Origin of the sequence: Sulfurovum indicum (assembly GCF_014931715.1) — a bacterium.
In the GTDB taxonomy this organism is placed as follows: Bacteria; Campylobacterota; Campylobacteria; order Campylobacterales; family Sulfurovaceae; genus Sulfurovum; species Sulfurovum indicum.
Map to the genome: position 1 here is coordinate 446363 of NZ_CP063164.1, position 16805 is coordinate 463167.

Sequence of the window (16805 nt, forward strand, 5' to 3'; positions counted from 1 at the left end):
ACTCTTTTCGGTTGCTCACTATTCATTACTCGTTACTTATTAATTTTCGTGATTATAGCAAATTAAATTGAAAGGGGTTATCCTCCTTTAGGCAATTTGGGTAAAATAAGGGTTCAATATATTTGTCATTAGGATGTTTATGAGAGAGAAGATAGAGTACTGGCTGGTAAAACTGTTTTTGGGCTTGGCCAAAATAGCCCCTGTCTCTTTTGTTTATATATTTTTTAAAATGCTTGCGTGGCTGCTCTATTATCTTGACAGTAAACGAAGAAAACTGACGATTGCCAATCTGAGCTCTGCTTTTCCCCAAATGTCAAAAAAGGAGATTGAACAACTCTCCAAACAGGTCTATGTGGGACTTTCAAAAACGGTGGCCGAGATACTGCTTATGTTCGTAGACAGATTCGATATTGACAATGCCGTTGTCAATAGAGAAGAGACGATTGAAAAACTTGAGAGTCTTGCAAAACACAGTTCCAAAGGCATTATTGCTATGACTGCGCACTTCTCCAACTGGGAGTTGCTGGCACACTTTTTGGCAAAACACGGATTTCCGATGCTGGTTATTGGCAGAGAAGGGAACAATAAGCTGATCGAGGACAATATTACCACTCCCTTCAGGCGTAAATACGGTAACGATTCGGCATTTAAGAGCAAAGCTATGCTCTCAATGGTAAAGCGTTTGAAAAAGGGAGGGAATGTCGGGATCCTGATTGATCAGAAAGTAGGAAAACAGAACAGTGTTATGGTTGATTTTTTTGGTCAAAAAGCGGGAACAACGACTTCCATAGCCTTTTTGAAACAGAAGCTTGATCCTTTGGTTGTACCCTTTTTCATTGCCCGGATAGATGATGGGAAATACCGGATCATTATCGAAGAGCCGATAGAATCAGAAGAAGCACTGACAAGTGAGAGTGTTTTGGAAACAATGACGGAACAATATAACCAGGTTATGGAGTCTGTCATCAGGAAGTATCCGGCACAGTGGTTCTGGATGCATAACAGGTGGCGCAGATGAGCTGTGTGTTGATCCTCAGTGATGGACGGGCAGGTCACTTGAACCAATCGGTTGCATTGGCTGAATATTTGAAGACATCGTATGAGATAGTAGAGGTACTTCCCAAATATCGTTGGAGTAAATGGGCAAGTTATCTTTTGGATAAAGTCGGGGTGTGTACAGACTCTTTGTTTCAAAAACCAAAATTGGAACATGATGACTACGATCTTGTCATAGGAGCAGGGTCAAGAACCTATTATATGCTAAAAGTACTTGCAAAGCAGTTCAGTGCTAAGTCTGTGACCATGATGCTGCCGAGAGGATACCGGTATGATTATGATCTGATCTTCGCACAAAGCCATGACAAACCGCCAAAAGAGAAGAATATCATTGAACTCCCTGCCAATTTTGCCTATGTGGAACCGCGGGGAATCTATCGTGCTTCAAAGAACGCTATCGGGGTTGTAATTGGCGGGGAGAACAAGGTTTTTCGTATGAACCGAAAGAGGTTAAAAGAACAGCTGGATCTGATTGTAGAGGAGTTTAAAGGATATGAGGTTGCCGTAACCACTTCACCAAGAACTCCCAAGGAAATAGAGTCGTTGATCAGGGAATATCAATTTGATTATGAGGTGGTCTACTCTGACAATCCGGTCAATCCTATCCCGGATTTTCTTGATCAGTGTGAAACAGTATTCCTCACAGCTGATAGTACTTCTATGATCTCCGAAGCGATCTCTTACGGGAGTGCCAATGTAGTTGTGCTGCCGCTTGAAGCTCAAAAAGAGAATAAATTTACCCGCTTCATAGATGCTTTGGAACAAGAGGGGTACCTTGCTGTCATTGGGAGCAGCTTCAAGAGAGCCAATAGAAAGATCGATTTCTCAAAATATGCGGCAAAGGCGCTATGGTGAAGATCGTACAGCTTTTACCGGAACTCAATGAGGGTGGTGTAGAACGGGGTGTAGTAGAGCTTAACCGGGAGCTAGTCAAGCTGGGGCATGAAAGTGTTGTGGTTAGTGCCGGAGGAAAGCTGGCGTCACAGATAGACAAAGATGGCGGGAAACATATTGTGTCGGATATCTGTTCCAAAAATCTTTTTACTGCACCTTTGCGTATGATAAACCTACGTAAAATACTGACAGGAGTTCAGCCTGATATCATTCATGCCAGAAGCAGGGTTCCCGCATGGCTGGCATACTGGGCGAACCGTACATTGAAAATACCGTTTGTGACGACAGTGCACGGCTTTAACAGTGTCAGTGCCTACAGTGCTATCATGACTAAAGGTGACAGAGTAATTTGCGTAAGCGGTGCGATCAGGGAGTACATACAGAAGCATTACAATACTCCTGAAGAGAAGATCAGTATTATCCCAAGGGGTATTGACCTGGATAAATTCAACCCTGAGAAGACTGATCATGTTTTTATGGAGAGTTTCAAGCAAAAGTATGGACTGAAAGAGAAGTTCATTGTGACAACAGTAGGACGCATTACACAGCTTAAAGACCTTGAAACATTTATTAGAGCGATCGCTCTTTTAAAAAAAGAGATGCCGCATATTACAGGAGTGATCGTTGGAGGTGTCCGTGAAGATAAAGAGAGCTATTTTGAATCCCTGAAAGATCTGGTAGAAAGGCTTCATTTGGAAGAACACATTGTTTTTACCGGAAGTCAAAGTAACGTGGCAGAGATATATGCCTTGAGTGATGTTGTGGTAAGCAGTTCCAAAAAACCAGAAAGCTTTGGCAGAAGTGTTGCAGAGGCTATTGCGATGAATAGACCGGTGGTCGCTACGGGGCATGGCGGGGTGCTTGATATTGTGAAAGAAGGCGAAAACGGTTTTTTCTATGCTGTGGGAGAGCATAAGGGGCTGGCTGAGAATATTGTTCTGGCAAGCAGGCTTTTTTTTGACGGGTATGGATATATTGCCACACATTTTTCATTGGCACAGATGGTAGATAAGACTCTCAATGTCTATAAGGCAGTACACAAATGATGTGGTCAATTCTAGGTATTGTCATGATTTTGGCAGCATATTTCTCCTACCGCTATGCATGGTGGAAACCGGCAGTAGATTACCGCTATCCGCGTATCTTGATGTATCATATGGTACGAGATCCGATTAAAGGCAAAAAGTTCAATTCTCTGAGGGTTTCACCGGTTGACTTTGATGTACAGGTTCGCTATTTGGCTGAAAACGGATGGCACTCTTTTACTATGGATGAAGCATATGAACAGCGAAGAAGCCTGCCTGAAAAAAGTGTGGTGATCACCTTTGATGACGGATATAGAGACAACCTGACCAATGCTTTGCCGATACTGAAAAAGTATGGTTTCAAAGCAACTATCTACCTGGTCAATGACAGGCATAATCGTGACTGGTCAGGCTACCGTAAAGCAAAGAATGAAGGTGCCGGACTTAAAGATGAGCCAAAACTGAGTGATGATGAGGTCAGGGAGCTGCTGGCAAGCGGTTTGATAGAGATTGGCGCCCATACACAGACCCATGCCAATCTGAACAGCCTGGATGAAAAACAAAGCAAAAAAGAGATCTGTCACTCAAAAGAGCAGATCGAAATGCAATTTCAAACACTCTGCAGGAGTTTTGCATATCCTTTTGGACTTTATGGGGAGAAGGACAAAAAGATCGTTGCTGAATGCGGGTACAGCAATGCTGTAACTACGAAGGCAGGCATTGCAGATCTAAAAAGATGTGACCCGTTTGAGATACCCCGTATAACAGTGAGTGGTAAAGATCATTTTTTTGTTTTTTGGTTGAAGCTGCGTACCGGAAAACGGGGGGTGAAAAAATGAGAGTATGCCAGGTTTTGGCCGGGGATGAAGAGGGTGGTCTGGAAAAACACTTTGAGGAGCTGTGTAACCGATTGGTATCTTATCATGAAGTTCATGTGATCGCCCATGAGAAGTATAGAGAACGTTTTGATGAAAAAATCGTCTTTCATTCGCTTGATCTTAGCAAAGGACGTAAAAATATCTTTATTTTATTCTGTCTATTCCGACTGATCAAGATCATAGAACCACAGATCCTCCACGCCCATGCCAATAAAGCAGTGGACATGATTGCAACCATTAAGCCCTTTTTATCAGGGAAGATCAAACTGGTTGCCTCACTTCACAGCCAAAAGCGCAAACTTTCCTCTTTTGAAAAGTTTGACCATGTGATCGGTGTATCACATACGGTGCTTCAAGGGCTGAAAAACAGACATAAAAGTGTGGTTTATAATGGTGTTGCATTACAGGATATAAAAAAAGACCCTTCATATCTGGATCAGTTTGGTATTTATGATGGGTTTGTGATTTGTGCCGTAGGCAGACTTGAGAGTATTAAAAATTTTTCTTTACTTATAAGAGCAGTCAAAGAGCTGGATGTGAAACTTCTGATTGTTGGAGAAGGAAGTGAAAAGGATAAGCTTCAGAAGCTTGTAAATGAACTTAATATAGAGGAAAAAGTGAGATTCGCAGGTTTCAGAAGGGATGTACCGGAGATTATTATTAACTCGGATATTTGTGTGATCAGTTCTGACCGGGAGGGTTTCTCTTATGTAATGGCTGAAGCTTTACTGCTGGGTGTACCGGTTTTATCCACGGAAGTAGGAGATATGAAGAAGATACTGCCGACTTCTTTTGTTGTTCCCGTTAATGATTTGGAAAGCCTTAGGTCAAAGATATATTTTTTACAGGAACACTATATGGAGGTTTTAGCACAATATGAAAAAAGTTTTCAGTTTGCAAAGAAGCATTTTACTCTGGATGCAATGGTGGAGAGCGTTCTTCACATTTATAGTAAAATAGTGAAAGTATAATGGAAGGGTAAATGAAATGGCACAAGTTTTAGCCTTGGGTGACTGTAATATGTCCGGAGATGTAAAATTCAAAAACAATTCCTATCCGGAACGCTTTTCTGGATGTATCGGAAAAAGTGTTAAGAATGCAGGTTATACTATGTCAACCACAAGAGAAATGCAGTATCTTTTCAAAGATCACTATACAAAAGAGTGTGAAATTGTTCTTATACAGTATGGGCTGGTAGATTCCTGGAAAACCTTTAAGTATGCACCTTACGTTCTCTATTATCCGGATAACCCTTTGCGTAAGATATTTCGTAAAATAGTCAAGAAATATAAAAAAATTGCAAAAGCGCTAAAGTTAAATGACCTTCTTGGTACCCAAAATGTAGTTGGGATAGAGGAGTATAAAAAAAATATTGAACAGATCATATCGACTGTATCAAAAAAAACTGTGATATTAATTGACACAGTACCCAATCATCAATTATTTAGGAATGATGAAATCGTCAAATACAATGATGTGCTTGATAAACTTTCAAAACAATATAATTATTGCTATAAACTTGATATTTATAACGAATTTTTGGAAAATATGGATAAGTACTATCTGGACGAAACCCATATAAATGATGAAGGTTATGAAGTCATTACGCAAAAACTTGTCTCGTTATATCAAAGTATTGAAGAAAGCTCATGACAAAAAATATTCTATTGATAACTGACGGAAAACCGGGACATGAAAATATTTCTAGAGGGATTGTAGAGACTATCAGAAAGCATCAAGATATCAATCTTATCGAAGTGAATGCAACATTAAGAAGTTCCCTGTTTAAGCGTCTGATCAAAAATATTTTAAATCAAAGCAATATTTGGCAGGGAAGAAAGCTCTTTATAGATATTTTTTATAAAGGTCGCGTTATTCCTCAGAAAATAGACTGTGATCTTATTGTTTCAACGGGTGGAGCAACCTCGTTTTTAAATGTTATGCTAAGCAGGTATTTGAAATGTCCAAATATCTACTGTAGTTCTCTAAGAGGTTTGAAACATACACTGTTTACCTACCTTGTTTCCCTGGATGAGAACCATTATGATAATGAGATTATTGTGGATGTCGCACCGCTGGTATTGCCTACTGATGCTCTCAAGCTCGAATTATTCAGACGTGAAAACAGTATTGATGAGAGAGAGCGTATCTGGAGTATTCTGATCGGAGGACCGACAAAAGACTATCCTTTCTCTGCTGATGATATTGAACAAATGATGGCAGGTATGATTGCGTTGGCAAAAAGAGAGAGAGCAAAACTTTGTGTTACTACTTCAAGAAGAACGACCGTCGAGATGGAAAAGAAACTTTATGATATTTTTAAACAGGAAAAAAATACTATAAAAAAATATGTTCTATATAATCAAAAACCAGAAAAGGTCATGGGTATGTTCCTTGCTGCTGCAGAGAGAGTATTTGTGACTGAAGACAGCGGTTCGATGATCACTGAAGCTGTTTTGAGCAAGAAGCCTGTATATACGATTCGAACAGATAATGCCCACCCAAGAGGAATTTATAAGAAGTTTATGGATAAGCTAATTAAAAATAAAATGGTTATTTCCGTTGAAATAGATGGTATTCCGCTGATTAGACCGGATGAAGTAACCGTATGTTTAAAAGAGTCTCCTGCTGAAAAAGTATATGATAAAATAAAACATCTTTTGGAAGATTAAAACAAGGGTTTATATGAAAAGAATAGGGGTAGTAGTTACAAATCTGGCCGGAAGCGGTGCAGAAAAAGTAGCATTGACACAAGCAAAACTGTTCAGAGAAAAAGGTCATGAAGTAGCACTTTTTTTACTTGACAATATACAAAAATATAATACGGATGACTGTGACTTTCCTATAGTACCATTATCAAACGGGAAAGATACCTATAAGTTTTTAGGGAGGTTGGGAGACTTCATATATGCTAAGATTTTAGAGTCAAAAATGAAAAAAATAGGAAAGTTTGATTTGGTGATCTCCAATCTGCCAAGAGCAGACAGAGTCGTTAAACTTTTAGCACACCACAATAAATATTTTGTAATACATATATCCTACAAGGCGGAGTTGGAAAAATTTAGTAAAAAAAGAGCAAGAAAGAAATTAAAACTTTACAAATTTTTATATGAGAATGAAAATATCATTACTGTAGCAAATGATATTATAAAAGATTTTGATGTATTAGATATCAAATATAAAAGTGCAACCACCATTTACAATCCTTTTGATTTTGAAGAGATAAAAAGCAAGGGTAATGAAGCCATAGAGATAGGGTATGAATATATCATCTCACCTTCTGCTTTCAGGGAACAGAAAAGATATGATGTCATGTTGGACGCTTTTAAAATGATAGAACATGATATAAAGCTTGTGATTTTAGCGAACAGTGATGATAAGCTTACTAAAATGATACAAGAACGGGACTTGGAAGATAAGGTGGTTGTTTTAGGTTTTCAGCAGAACCCCTATAAATATATGAAAAATGCCAAATTAATGATTATGGGATCAGATTATGAAGGGTTTGGTATGGTAATAGTTGAGTCTCTTATCTTGAATACTCCTGTTGTCAGTACAGATTGTCCCACAGGTCCAAGGGAAATTCTGACAGGTGATCTGTCCAAATGGCTTGTTCCTGTAAACAATCCTAAAGCTTTGGCTCAGAAGATTGATCATGCATTGGAGAGTAATATTTTGATAGATGAAGAGAGTATTAACAAGTTTAATAAAGAGTATATTTATAAGGAATTTGAAGCATTATGGGAAAAATAAAAGTTGCACATATTATATGTGATCTGCTTCCGGGCGGAGGACAAAAAAGTACCACAGATCTTATTAAGAGTACAGAAGGCAAAGTTGAAAACTATCTTGTTTTATTAGAGAATAAAAGAAGTTATGAGGTAGAAGGTATTAAAACTTTTTTTATCTGCGAAGATAAAAAAATCTATAAAAAGCTGGATATACTCGGAGATTATTTATTATCATTAAAACTGCGAAAATTATTGCAGGAATTAGAAATTGATATTGTGGTATCCCATATGGAAGTAACGGCAAAAGTATTGAGGTTTATAAATATTCCTAAAATTTATTATATGAGAGTTGATATTACCCAGGAGCTAAAAGTACTCGAAAAGAACTCCTTTACAAGGTATAAAAAAAGAGAATACCTGTATAAGAAAATTTTTGATGGTCAAAACCTAATTACTATTTCGCAGGATACTGAAAAAAATCTGTTACATTTTTTATCTCCCAAAAAAATTCAAACTATCTATAACCCTTTTGATCTGGAAAATATTCCTCAATTGGCCAATGAAGCAGCGAATGTACCGGAGGAAGATTACCTCATACAAATAGGAAGCGATATAAAAAGAAAAAGACAGGATATCCTATTGGAAGCTTTTTCCAAAATAAAAGATAGGAATATCAAACTGTTGCTTCTGGGTACAGAGGAAAATGAAGAAATTCTGAATCTGATTGAAAAGTTCAATATTCAACGAAACAGAATTATTTTTCATCCGTTCACTACGAATCCTTATCCTTTTATCAAGAATGCAAAAATACTCATTATGAGTTCACAAAGAGAAGGTCTTCCCCGGGTCATTGTTGAAAGTCTGGCATTGGAAACACCGGTAGTCAGTACAGACTGTGATACGGGACCAAGAGAAATATTGATAGGTGAACTTAAACCGTATCTGGCAAAAGTTAATGACCCGGATGATCTGGCAGAAAAAATAGATCTGGCACTTGAGAGGTACCCGGAAATTACAGACAGATATATTGAAAAGTTTGATAAACGAGAGATATCCGAAAATTTTTTACTATATGTAAAATCAATAATAGCTAACCAACCGGAGCAACAATGAAAAAAATTTATATTCATACAGGCCAACATAAAACCGGGACAACATCATTACAGCAAATGTTATTTGATAATCGTCTAAAACTTAATGAAGAAGAGAATATTTCATTTTTTACAACAGATACCAAGAATAGAGTAATAAAAAACGGCAATACTTGTTGTTGGATAAAAATTAATAAACGTAATGTAGAAAATGATGCAAGTATAGTTTCTCCTGAAGTTTTAGCACAAAATCTTGCTAAACTTCCAAACGATGTTATTATGTCTGCTGAATGTTTTAGCTGGATATTTGATAAACAGGAACTACTTAGATTCAAAGAAGAATTATCAAAGTTTTTCGATGAAATCATTATCATAGTATATATCAGAAGACAAGATAAACAAATTGTATCTCTTTATCAACAACGTTCTAAAAAGCGTCGTCCCCCTTCAAACTTTTTTTATGGCAATGAGCCAACTGCTATACCGATGTATAATAAAAACCTTGATTATTATTTTGATTATAACAAACGTATTTCTAACTGGGGTGATGTTTTTGGAGATGATAATATTATCATTAGGGTTTTTGACAAAAAAACACTTTATAAAGGGGATATAGTTTCAGATTTTTGTAATTTACTTAATATAAAAAATATTACATCATCTATGAAAAAAAATGTTTCAAATGGTTTTGAAAAAACTAAAGTTTCCCACTTGATGTCTTCTTTAGGAATGAGAAATGATTTAAGGAAAATAATTAATCAAAATCTTGACAATAATGGTAAACTTATGCCATCAAAAGAAGAGGCTAAAAATTTTTATTTAAGGTATAAAGAGAGTAATAAAAAATTGAATGAAAGATTTAAGATTAATAAATTGGAATACATATTTGACGAAGATTTTTCAATGTATAGTGATACTTCAATGGATGTATGGACTGAAGAGTCTGCAAATCAGGCCATTATTCATATACTTCAATCAATAAATGACTTACAAGCAATCGACTACTTTAAACTTGGAATAAAATCATTAATGAAAAAAGTATGAACCATTGGATCACCCAAAGTTTAAAATTATAGTTTTAAACGTTTTTTCCATTTATTGAGGAATCTTTTATATTTTTGAGTTAGTACAAAAGTAATGCGCTCATGCCGCTTTTCTCTTCCTGGTTTTGCAAAGAGGGTCTGGTAGCCAAGCAGGTGCAACATATTTCGTGTTTTGTATTCAAACAGTTCGATTTCTCTTTCTGACAATGTTTTTGCCCATGCCTTTATTCTTGATTTGTCCGCTTTTTGACCAACCAGTTCATGTTGATGTTTTGTGTAAGTTGGTACTATTAACCCGTTGGCTTCCAACATATTTGGTTCATAGTCAATACCGATGAAGTCTGTGATCTTTTTTATAGTATTTTCAGTATTTTCCAATATATCTTCATATCGAACAGATAAGATGTCTTGTGGATACTTACGTTCATATGCAAAGCCATAAGCCAGTTTTGTTAGCCAGAAATTGGCAATATCATACATGGATTTAGGTCCCCACGTAACATTTTTAAAAGAAGCAGCAACACCTCTTCCATCTCTAATGATATGTAAAAATTTTGCATTTGGATAAAAACTTTTTAGAAGATCAACATATTCTACATTTATAGGAGTGTGATCGACCCAGAATTTTACTGACTTTTTATGTTGTTTATTTATATTATATTTCTCTACGATCTTTAATATTAGATCAGGGTAGTTTTTGATCTTATCATACTCTGTGTCTGTAAATGAAATATCAGCATCCCATATTTTAAAACGTTTTGTTTCTTTAATCTTTTGAAAAGTTTTTTGGGGATTAAAAAATGATTGCTCTTCTTCGGAATAACAATCTGTCTTAAATTGGCTTTCCGGAGTAACAATACATTGGGAATGGGCACCGATCAAAGAACCGAGAAAAGTTGTTCCACTTCTATCGCATCCTATAATAAAGATAGCATTTTCAATTTTTTGATCTTTGTTTAATGTACTTATTTTTAAATCCTTATAGAGTTTTTATTTTGATATTTATAATAGAAAATTTAGATCGTATCAGTTAAAATTGTATCTATAAATGTATTCAAAAAGACTTATTCTTTAATATAAATAGAAAACGTTAATACTAAGACAAAAGTCTTTTTAGCAACACTTTACTGTGTGTAAAGATATAGTACTTTGTTCGGTGTATATATATAATATATTTTCTTTTTTTAGTTAAGTGTTTATTTTCCTTACTCAACAGCCATTTATAGTAGCGTGGTATTGTTCTGCGTTTTCTGGCATCACTGTGAAAATCAAATGGATCAAGTCTGTTGTGAATAAATGATATTAATGTTTTTTTCAACATATTCATTTCTTGTAAATGCTTTGGCATACTGTGTCCCACACCAGGTACTTTTAAATGTATTAAATTTTGATATCGTTGTGCATGCTTTTTATCCAGGTCAAATAAGGGATCATAGATAATATAGCCTGAAGCAAGAGCCTGTGCCCCGTCAAATACTTCTCCGGACTCCCAGTCCAGATTTTCTCTATCATGTGTAAATCTATATTCCCAAGGAACCAAACTTTTATTCAATGTCGAAATAGGGTTAATAATTAATATTCGATCCAACTTTAAAATATTACAATAAGAAGATACTCCATATCCACCCATACTACCGCCATATCCTAACCGTTCTGGAAATACTTCCAATTCAGAAGACAGTTGCATCATGAAGTGATATAATATGTTGCTTCTATACCATGTATTTTTATTAATGGATGAAAAAGATATTATATTTAATCCCTGTTTTTTAACGAAATCATAACCCCATGGTGAAATACCATTTTCAATTTCGGTTTGATCTAAAAAACTATTTAAACTTGCAAATGTTACCATAATAGGTTTTTTTATATCATGAATATAATATTTACATATAACATCATCAATTACATGCCAAGATTCCGTTTGTCGGGTAAGTATGAACTTTTTATTGGATTCTGTTTGCATATACAATCCTAGTATGGGTAAACTTCTTTATATTCTTTGGAGTAGAAATGGTTTCTTGTAAAGACAAGAGACTCTTTTCATAGATTTCCTACAGTTAACTGATGGCTTTTTACTAAAAACATTGGATTTAAAAGATCCTTTTTATTATATCTAAGGGCCTCACGGTTTTGTGTTTGGAGGCTGGGATAGTATTGGTATGTCATCTTTCCGCTTTCTCTGACGATGGCATCAGCTGCAGCCGTATCCCACTCCATTGTTGGTGCCAATCTGGGGTAAATGTCTGCTACACCTTCAGCCACCATACAAAGTTTGAGCGAACTTCCCTTTGAGACTTGTTCTATGGACTCTGCTTCAAGCGCATCTATAAAAGTCTGCGTTTCTTCAGAAAGGTGGGATTTGGATGCCACCACTCTCAGTGTCTTTTCTGGTGTTTTGTTGACCTTTAGTGGTAATTTCTGTTCATTCTTGAATGCACCGCTGCCTTTTTTGGCTTTGTACATATCACCAAGTGCAGGGGCATAGACCACACCAAGGACAGGAGTGTCTTTATGTATCAGTGCGATGTTGACTGTAAATTCTCCGTTCTTCTTGATGAACTCTTTGGTTCCATCGATGGGATCGATACACCAATAGTACTCCCACGTTTTTCGAACTTTATAGGGGACTTCTTTGTTCTCTTCTGAGAGCAACGGGATATCAGGATAAGCCTCCTGCAGTGCAGTACAGATGATCTCATTGGATTTTATGTCTGCTTCTGTGAGAGGAGATTTGTCATCTTTATACGCAACACGAAAGTCTTTTTCATATATCTGCATGATAGCATCACCTGCCTTTTTGGCAATGACTACGACTTCGTTCAGATCAATCTTATCAAGCATACAGATATCCTTTGGTTTCTAAATGGTCTATGATTTGTCGCACGACCTCTTCTACAGATATTTTATCATTTTTAATAGCTATTTCCGGCTTTAGGGGAGCCTCGTAAGGGGAGTCTATGCCTGTGAAGTTTTGGATCTCTCCTTGACGGGCTTTTTTGTAAAGCCCTTTGGGGTCTCTTTGTTCACATACTTCCAGGGGAGTATCGATAAAAACTTCAATGAACTCTCCTTTCTCTACAAGGCTGCGTACCATATCGCGCTCATTTCGGAACGGGGAGATGAATGCCGTCAGCACAATCATCCCCGCATCTACAAAGAGTTTTGCAACCTCACCGATACGCCGGATATTCTCTATACGGTCCTCATCCGAGAAGCCAAGTCCTTTGTTCAGTCCCATACGGATATTGTCTCCGTCAAGCAGGTAGGTGTGTTTGCCGCGTTTATGCAGCACTGATTCGACAGCATTGGCGATGGTCGACTTCCCTGAACCGCTTAAACCGGTAAACCAGAGGATACAGGGTTTTTGATCCTTGATTGCTGCACGCTCTTCTTTATTGACATGATGCGGGTGGAAGACAATATTTTCATTCAACATTCAGTATCCATCATTTAAAATTCCTTATTTGACATAGTGTTTACGCACGTATTTTACAATCTGGCTGGCCGCCTCATCGGCACTCACGGTGTCCGTATCGATCACGATCTCGGCATGCTGTGGCTCTTCATAGACATCGTTAATGCCTGAGAAGTTCTCAAGTTCACCCCTGAGGGCTTTTTCATAGACACCTTTGTAGTCTCTGCGTTTGCAGGTCTCTATGTCAGCCTTGAGATAGACAACGATATTGTTCTTGACCATCTCTCTGATGGCTTTGCGTGATTCTCTGTAGGGAGAAACGAAAGAGGCAACCGTTGAAATAGAGTTGTTCTGCAGGGTTTTGATCAGATGGGCGATACGCAGCATATGGCGGTTGCGGTCCTCTCTGCTATACCCTATGTTGGGTACCAGTTCTCTGATATCTTTGGAGTCGATACGTTCTATGGGGATATGGAGTTTTTCAAGCTCCTTATAGACTTTGTCAGCAATAGTAGACTTTCCCGAAAGAGGAAGTCCGGTAAACCAGAGATTAAAGGGTTCTATTTTCTTTTTCCCCCAATGGATCTTGTGCCAGATCTTTTCATGCCCCCAGTAGAGGACGACCTTCAGGACAGTCTCAATGAGCCCGGCAGCGATGGCAAGATCGAGTCGTCCGAAGAAGATATAGACAATAATGATGGTAGTCGTCGTCGCTACAACCCTCCAGCTTATGCCTTTGACAATAGAGCGGGTATTTGTTTCTCTGAACACTAGGTGTTCCTTGAAAGAATGTTGAATGTTGAATGTTGCATGTTAAATGACAATATTTTTGTAAAAGCATTGTATGGTTGAGCATCGACCATCGACCATTGGCTATTGACTAAATCTCTCAACACTTCTTGCACTCCCACTCAGGAAAGTTCTCTCTGATATACTGGTTCAGTGCGCGTTCTGCATCGGTGTACTCACGGGCAGAGAGTTTTTTTACATCCTCTTCCCTGCGGCTGACACCGATGATCATACCGGCACCGACAGTGTTGTTGGTGATACGGTCGATGACGATGAAGGAGCCGGTCAGACGGTTCTCTTTGTAGGCATCTGCTGCAATGGGCTGTGTCAGTACCATTTTGCATGAAGCGATATCATTGAGGCCTAGTTTGCCGATCTGTTCCCGTTCATAGGTATTGACATCGACTTTATAGTTGATATGTTCGAAATTCCCAGTTACGACGGAGGTGGCACGTTTGATATCGTAGGTAGTACCTGGCTCCATAGGGGTCTCATCCATCCAAACAAGCATGACCTTGAGGGAGTTGGAGACTCTAGGGAGATTTTTGGTATGGACGATCATATTGCCTCTGGAGATATCCACTTCATCCTCGGTGGTAATGGTAACGGCCATAGGAGCATAAGCTTCCTCTGTGACGACTTCTCTGTTTGCTTCGGTGATATCGCCTGCATTGATGATATTTTTAACTTTGGTAGTTTTTCCCGAAGGCAGTACTGTGATTTCATCGCCTACTTTGACACTGCCTGCAGCAATGGTGCCACAGAAACCTCTGAAATCAAGGTTGGGACGGTTGATATACTGTACAGGAAAACGGAAGTCTTCTGTACGCTGTTTTTGAGAGATATCCATCGTATCGAGCAGTTCAAGTAAAGGTTTTCCTTCATACCATGGTGTTTTTTCACTTTTGTCGACGACATTGTCTCCGTCAAGAGCGCTGAGGGGGAGATAGTAGGTATATTTAATGCCAAGCTCTTCTGCCAGCTCACTATAGGATGCTTTGATCTCATTGAATATCTCTTGACTGAAATCTACAAGGTCCATCTTGTTGATGGCGACGATAACATGTTCGATACCAAGCAGGTTGACGATGTAGCTGTGTCTTCTTGTCTGAGTCAAGATACCTTTTCTTGCATCGATGAGGATAATAGCGACATCAGCGGTGGAGGCACCCGTAACCATATTTCGTGTGTACTGCTCATGACCGGGAGTGTCTGCGATGATGAACTTTCTCCTCTCTGTAGCAAAGAAGCGGTAGGCAACATCAATGGTGATTCCCTGTTCTCGTTCACTTTGAAGACCATCGACAAGCAGAGCCATATCGATCTTCTCGCCTGTCGTACCGTACTTTTTGCTCTCACCTTTTACGGCTGCAAGCTGGTCATCAAAGATCATCTTTGAGTCATACAGCATACGACCGATCAGGGTACTCTTACCATCATCGACCGATCCGCAGGTAAGGAAGCGGAGCATATCCTTGTTCTCGTGCTCTTTGAGATAACCGATGATATCGGAGTCGATGGTTGATAGTCGATGGTCGTTGGTAATATTGGTTTCTTCTTCTGTTCTCATGACTCCATATCCTTTTTAATGGAATTAATCAGTGCACTTAGCATTTTACCGATTATTTCAAGTTCTGTAATCCAAGTTTGACCTTTTTCTTTAGGAATATAATATATTTTGATACCTATATAAATTTGTGTTTTTGCTTCAGCAAGGGAAGCTCTGGCTATATCTAAAAATCTTATCTTTTCTTGATCAGATATACGTTCCAACCCCTCTGCAATATTACTGGGAATAGAAAGTCCTGATCGAGTTAATTGATCCCTAAAGCCATAATCTTTAAGTTCAGATAAATTCAAATAGATATCTGCACTTAATGCAGCTGATTTTTTCCAAACATCTAAACTTTCACACTTCATTTTTTTCCTTTAATATACTAACGACCATTGACTAATGGCTGTCGACTAAAAATAGCCTTCAATTTTTTTCAGTTCCATTGCACCTTCCTGGTCCTTGTCAATAAGACGTCCCTCTCTTTCAGAACTTGTCGAGAGCAGCATCTCACGGATGATCTCAGGCAGCGTGGTGGCTGTGGAGTTGATAGCACCGGTGAGGGGGTAGCATCCGAGGGTTCTGAAGCGTACCATCTCTTTTTTCGCTTTTTTACGAAGTTCCTCAGGCATTCTTTCATCATCTACCATTATTTTGGTACCTTCATACTCTACCACATCACGCTCTTTGGCGAAGTAGAGGGAAGGAATGGGGATGCTTTCCAGGTAAATGTACTGCCATACATCAAGCTCGGTCCAGTTACTGATAGGGAAGACTCGGACACTTTCTCCTTTGTCAATACGGGTGTTATAGATATTCCAGAGTTCTGGACGCTGGTTCTTTGGGTCCCATCGGTGGTGTTTGTCTCTGAAGGAGAAGATCCTCTCTTTGGCACGGCTCTTTTCCTCATCACGTCTTGCTCCTCCTATGACGGCGTCATAGCCGCCTGCATTGAGGGCCTGTTTGAGCCCCTCTGTTTTCATAATGTCGGTGTGGACTTTGGAACCGTGTTCAAAAGGGGAGATATTCATCTCTTTCCCCTTGGGGTTGGAGTGGACTACAAGGTCAAAGCCAAGCTCTTTGGCACGCTGATCTCTGAACTCGATCATCTCACGGAATTTCCAAAGGGTATCTACATGAAGCATAGGAAAGGGTGGTTTGCCCGGAGCAAAGGCTTTCATGGCAAGATGGAGCATAACCGAAGAGTCTTTGCCTACGGAGTACATCATTACAGGATTGGTGAACTCTGCTGCCACCTCACGCAGGATATGGATGGACTCAGCTTCGAGCTGTTTGAGATGGGTCAGGCGTGCTTGATCAATTTTCAT

Annotated in this window: 18 protein-coding genes; 10 read left to right on the forward strand and 8 right to left on the reverse strand. The window is 38.5% G+C overall.

The genetic code is table 11. The annotated features are described in order from the left end of the window. The first annotated feature begins 139 nt into the window (after window positions 1–139). From IMZ28_RS02300 to IMZ28_RS02345, 10 genes are read left to right on the forward strand one after another with little or no spacing between them, the layout of a single operon-like run. Window positions 140–1018 carry a lysophospholipid acyltransferase family protein gene (locus tag IMZ28_RS02300; RefSeq protein ID WP_197549047.1) on the forward strand — a complete coding sequence of 293 codons (879 nt, stop codon included), beginning with the start codon at window positions 140–142 and terminating at the stop codon, window positions 1016–1018. Next, window positions 1015–1911 carry an ELM1/GtrOC1 family putative glycosyltransferase gene (locus IMZ28_RS02305; protein WP_197549049.1) on the forward strand — a complete coding sequence of 299 codons (897 nt, stop codon included), beginning with the start codon at window positions 1015–1017 and terminating at the stop codon, window positions 1909–1911. The genes IMZ28_RS02300 and IMZ28_RS02305 overlap by 4 nt, the downstream gene beginning before the upstream one ends. Then, window positions 1908–2996, forward strand: coding sequence for a glycosyltransferase family 4 protein (locus IMZ28_RS02310; RefSeq protein WP_197549051.1), 1089 nt, complete (start codon window positions 1908–1910; stop codon window positions 2994–2996). Before IMZ28_RS02305 ends, IMZ28_RS02310 begins: the two co-directional genes overlap by 4 nt. Continuing rightward, entirely contained in the window at window positions 2993–3814 is an 822-nt protein-coding gene (locus IMZ28_RS02315; protein ID WP_232087500.1) for a polysaccharide deacetylase family protein, read from the forward strand. Before IMZ28_RS02310 ends, IMZ28_RS02315 begins: the two co-directional genes overlap by 4 nt. Beyond that, window positions 3811–4824, forward strand: coding sequence for a glycosyltransferase (locus IMZ28_RS02320; RefSeq protein WP_197549053.1), 1014 nt, complete (start codon window positions 3811–3813; stop codon window positions 4822–4824). The genes IMZ28_RS02315 and IMZ28_RS02320 overlap by 4 nt, the downstream gene beginning before the upstream one ends. Before the next feature lie 16 nt (window positions 4825–4840). Further along, window positions 4841–5506 carry an SGNH/GDSL hydrolase family protein gene (locus tag IMZ28_RS02325; protein ID WP_197549055.1) on the forward strand — a complete coding sequence of 222 codons (666 nt, stop codon included), beginning with the start codon at window positions 4841–4843 and terminating at the stop codon, window positions 5504–5506. Continuing rightward, window positions 5503–6525: an ELM1/GtrOC1 family putative glycosyltransferase gene (locus tag IMZ28_RS02330; protein WP_197549056.1), complete on the forward strand. Its 1023-nt coding sequence runs from the start codon at window positions 5503–5505 to the stop codon at window positions 6523–6525. The genes IMZ28_RS02325 and IMZ28_RS02330 overlap by 4 nt, the downstream gene beginning before the upstream one ends. 13 nt (window positions 6526–6538) lie before the next feature. Beyond that, complete coding sequence (locus IMZ28_RS02335) at window positions 6539–7606, forward strand: glycosyltransferase (RefSeq protein WP_197549058.1); 1068 nt, start codon at window positions 6539–6541, stop codon at window positions 7604–7606. Then, window positions 7594–8697 carry a glycosyltransferase gene (locus IMZ28_RS02340; protein WP_197549060.1) on the forward strand — a complete coding sequence of 368 codons (1104 nt, stop codon included), beginning with the start codon at window positions 7594–7596 and terminating at the stop codon, window positions 8695–8697. Before IMZ28_RS02335 ends, IMZ28_RS02340 begins: the two co-directional genes overlap by 13 nt. Then, window positions 8694–9719: a hypothetical protein gene (locus IMZ28_RS02345; protein WP_197549062.1), complete on the forward strand. Its 1026-nt coding sequence runs from the start codon at window positions 8694–8696 to the stop codon at window positions 9717–9719. The genes IMZ28_RS02340 and IMZ28_RS02345 overlap by 4 nt, the downstream gene beginning before the upstream one ends. A gap of 26 nt (window positions 9720–9745) precedes the next feature. Here IMZ28_RS02345 and IMZ28_RS02350 read toward each other — a convergent pair whose 3' ends face one another. From IMZ28_RS02350 to cysD, 8 genes are all read right to left on the reverse strand, one after another. Next, the gene (locus IMZ28_RS02350; RefSeq protein WP_197549773.1) at window positions 9746–10687 is read right to left on the reverse strand and encodes a sulfotransferase family protein; all 942 of its coding nucleotides are present in this window, start codon (window positions 10685–10687) and stop codon (window positions 9746–9748) included. Window positions 10688–10814: 127 nt separating this feature from the next. Beyond that, window positions 10815–11684, reverse strand: coding sequence for a hypothetical protein (locus IMZ28_RS02355; protein ID WP_197549064.1), 870 nt, complete (start codon window positions 11682–11684; stop codon window positions 10815–10817). Between the two features lie 77 nt (window positions 11685–11761). Then, window positions 11762–12562 (reverse strand): 3'(2'),5'-bisphosphate nucleotidase CysQ, encoded by an 801-nt coding sequence (gene cysQ, locus IMZ28_RS02360; protein ID WP_197549066.1) that lies wholly within the window; start codon window positions 12560–12562, stop codon window positions 11762–11764. After that, window positions 12555–13154 (reverse strand): adenylyl-sulfate kinase, encoded by a 600-nt coding sequence (cysC, locus tag IMZ28_RS02365; RefSeq protein WP_232087530.1) that lies wholly within the window; start codon window positions 13152–13154, stop codon window positions 12555–12557. Before cysC (IMZ28_RS02365) ends, cysQ begins: the two co-directional genes overlap by 8 nt. A 27-nt stretch (window positions 13155–13181) precedes the next feature. Beyond that, complete coding sequence (gene cysC, locus IMZ28_RS02370) at window positions 13182–13907, reverse strand: adenylyl-sulfate kinase (protein ID WP_197549070.1); 726 nt, start codon at window positions 13905–13907, stop codon at window positions 13182–13184. Window positions 13908–14025: 118 nt separating this feature from the next. After that, the gene (cysN, locus tag IMZ28_RS02375; protein WP_197549072.1) at window positions 14026–15495 is read right to left on the reverse strand and encodes a sulfate adenylyltransferase subunit CysN; all 1470 of its coding nucleotides are present in this window, start codon (window positions 15493–15495) and stop codon (window positions 14026–14028) included. Beyond that, entirely contained in the window at window positions 15492–15845 is a 354-nt protein-coding gene (locus IMZ28_RS02380) for a four helix bundle protein (protein WP_197549074.1), read from the reverse strand. Before IMZ28_RS02380 ends, cysN begins: the two co-directional genes overlap by 4 nt. Before the next feature lie 45 nt (window positions 15846–15890). Continuing rightward, window positions 15891–16805: a sulfate adenylyltransferase subunit CysD gene (cysD, locus tag IMZ28_RS02385; RefSeq protein WP_197549076.1), complete on the reverse strand. Its 915-nt coding sequence runs from the start codon at window positions 16803–16805 to the stop codon at window positions 15891–15893.

Coding starts and splice junctions, on each gene's coding strand:
- IMZ28_RS02300 (WP_197549047.1), top strand. CDS start 140: ATGAGAGAGAAGATAGAGTACTGGCTGGTAAAACTGTTTTTGGGCTTG.
- IMZ28_RS02305 (WP_197549049.1), top strand. CDS start 1,015: ATGAGCTGTGTGTTGATCCTCAGTGATGGACGGGCAGGTCACTTGAAC.
- IMZ28_RS02315 (WP_232087500.1), top strand. CDS start 2,993: ATGATGTGGTCAATTCTAGGTATTGTCATGATTTTGGCAGCATATTTC.
- IMZ28_RS02320 (WP_197549053.1), top strand. CDS start 3,811: ATGAGAGTATGCCAGGTTTTGGCCGGGGATGAAGAGGGTGGTCTGGAA.
- IMZ28_RS02325 (WP_197549055.1), top strand. CDS start 4,841: ATGGCACAAGTTTTAGCCTTGGGTGACTGTAATATGTCCGGAGATGTA.
- IMZ28_RS02330 (WP_197549056.1), top strand. CDS start 5,503: ATGACAAAAAATATTCTATTGATAACTGACGGAAAACCGGGACATGAA.
- IMZ28_RS02335 (WP_197549058.1), top strand. CDS start 6,539: ATGAAAAGAATAGGGGTAGTAGTTACAAATCTGGCCGGAAGCGGTGCA.
- IMZ28_RS02340 (WP_197549060.1), top strand. CDS start 7,594: ATGGGAAAAATAAAAGTTGCACATATTATATGTGATCTGCTTCCGGGC.
- IMZ28_RS02345 (WP_197549062.1), top strand. CDS start 8,694: ATGAAAAAAATTTATATTCATACAGGCCAACATAAAACCGGGACAACA.
- IMZ28_RS02355 (WP_197549064.1), bottom strand. CDS start 11,684: ATGCAAACAGAATCCAATAAAAAGTTCATACTTACCCGACAAACGGAA.
- cysQ (WP_197549066.1), bottom strand. CDS start 12,562: ATGCTTGATAAGATTGATCTGAACGAAGTCGTAGTCATTGCCAAAAAG.
- cysN (WP_197549072.1), bottom strand. CDS start 15,495: ATGAGAACAGAAGAAGAAACCAATATTACCAACGACCATCGACTATCA.
- IMZ28_RS02380 (WP_197549074.1), bottom strand. CDS start 15,845: ATGAAGTGTGAAAGTTTAGATGTTTGGAAAAAATCAGCTGCATTAAGT.
- cysD (WP_197549076.1), bottom strand. CDS start 16,805: ATGAAAATTGATCAAGCACGCCTGACCCATCTCAAACAGCTCGAAGCT.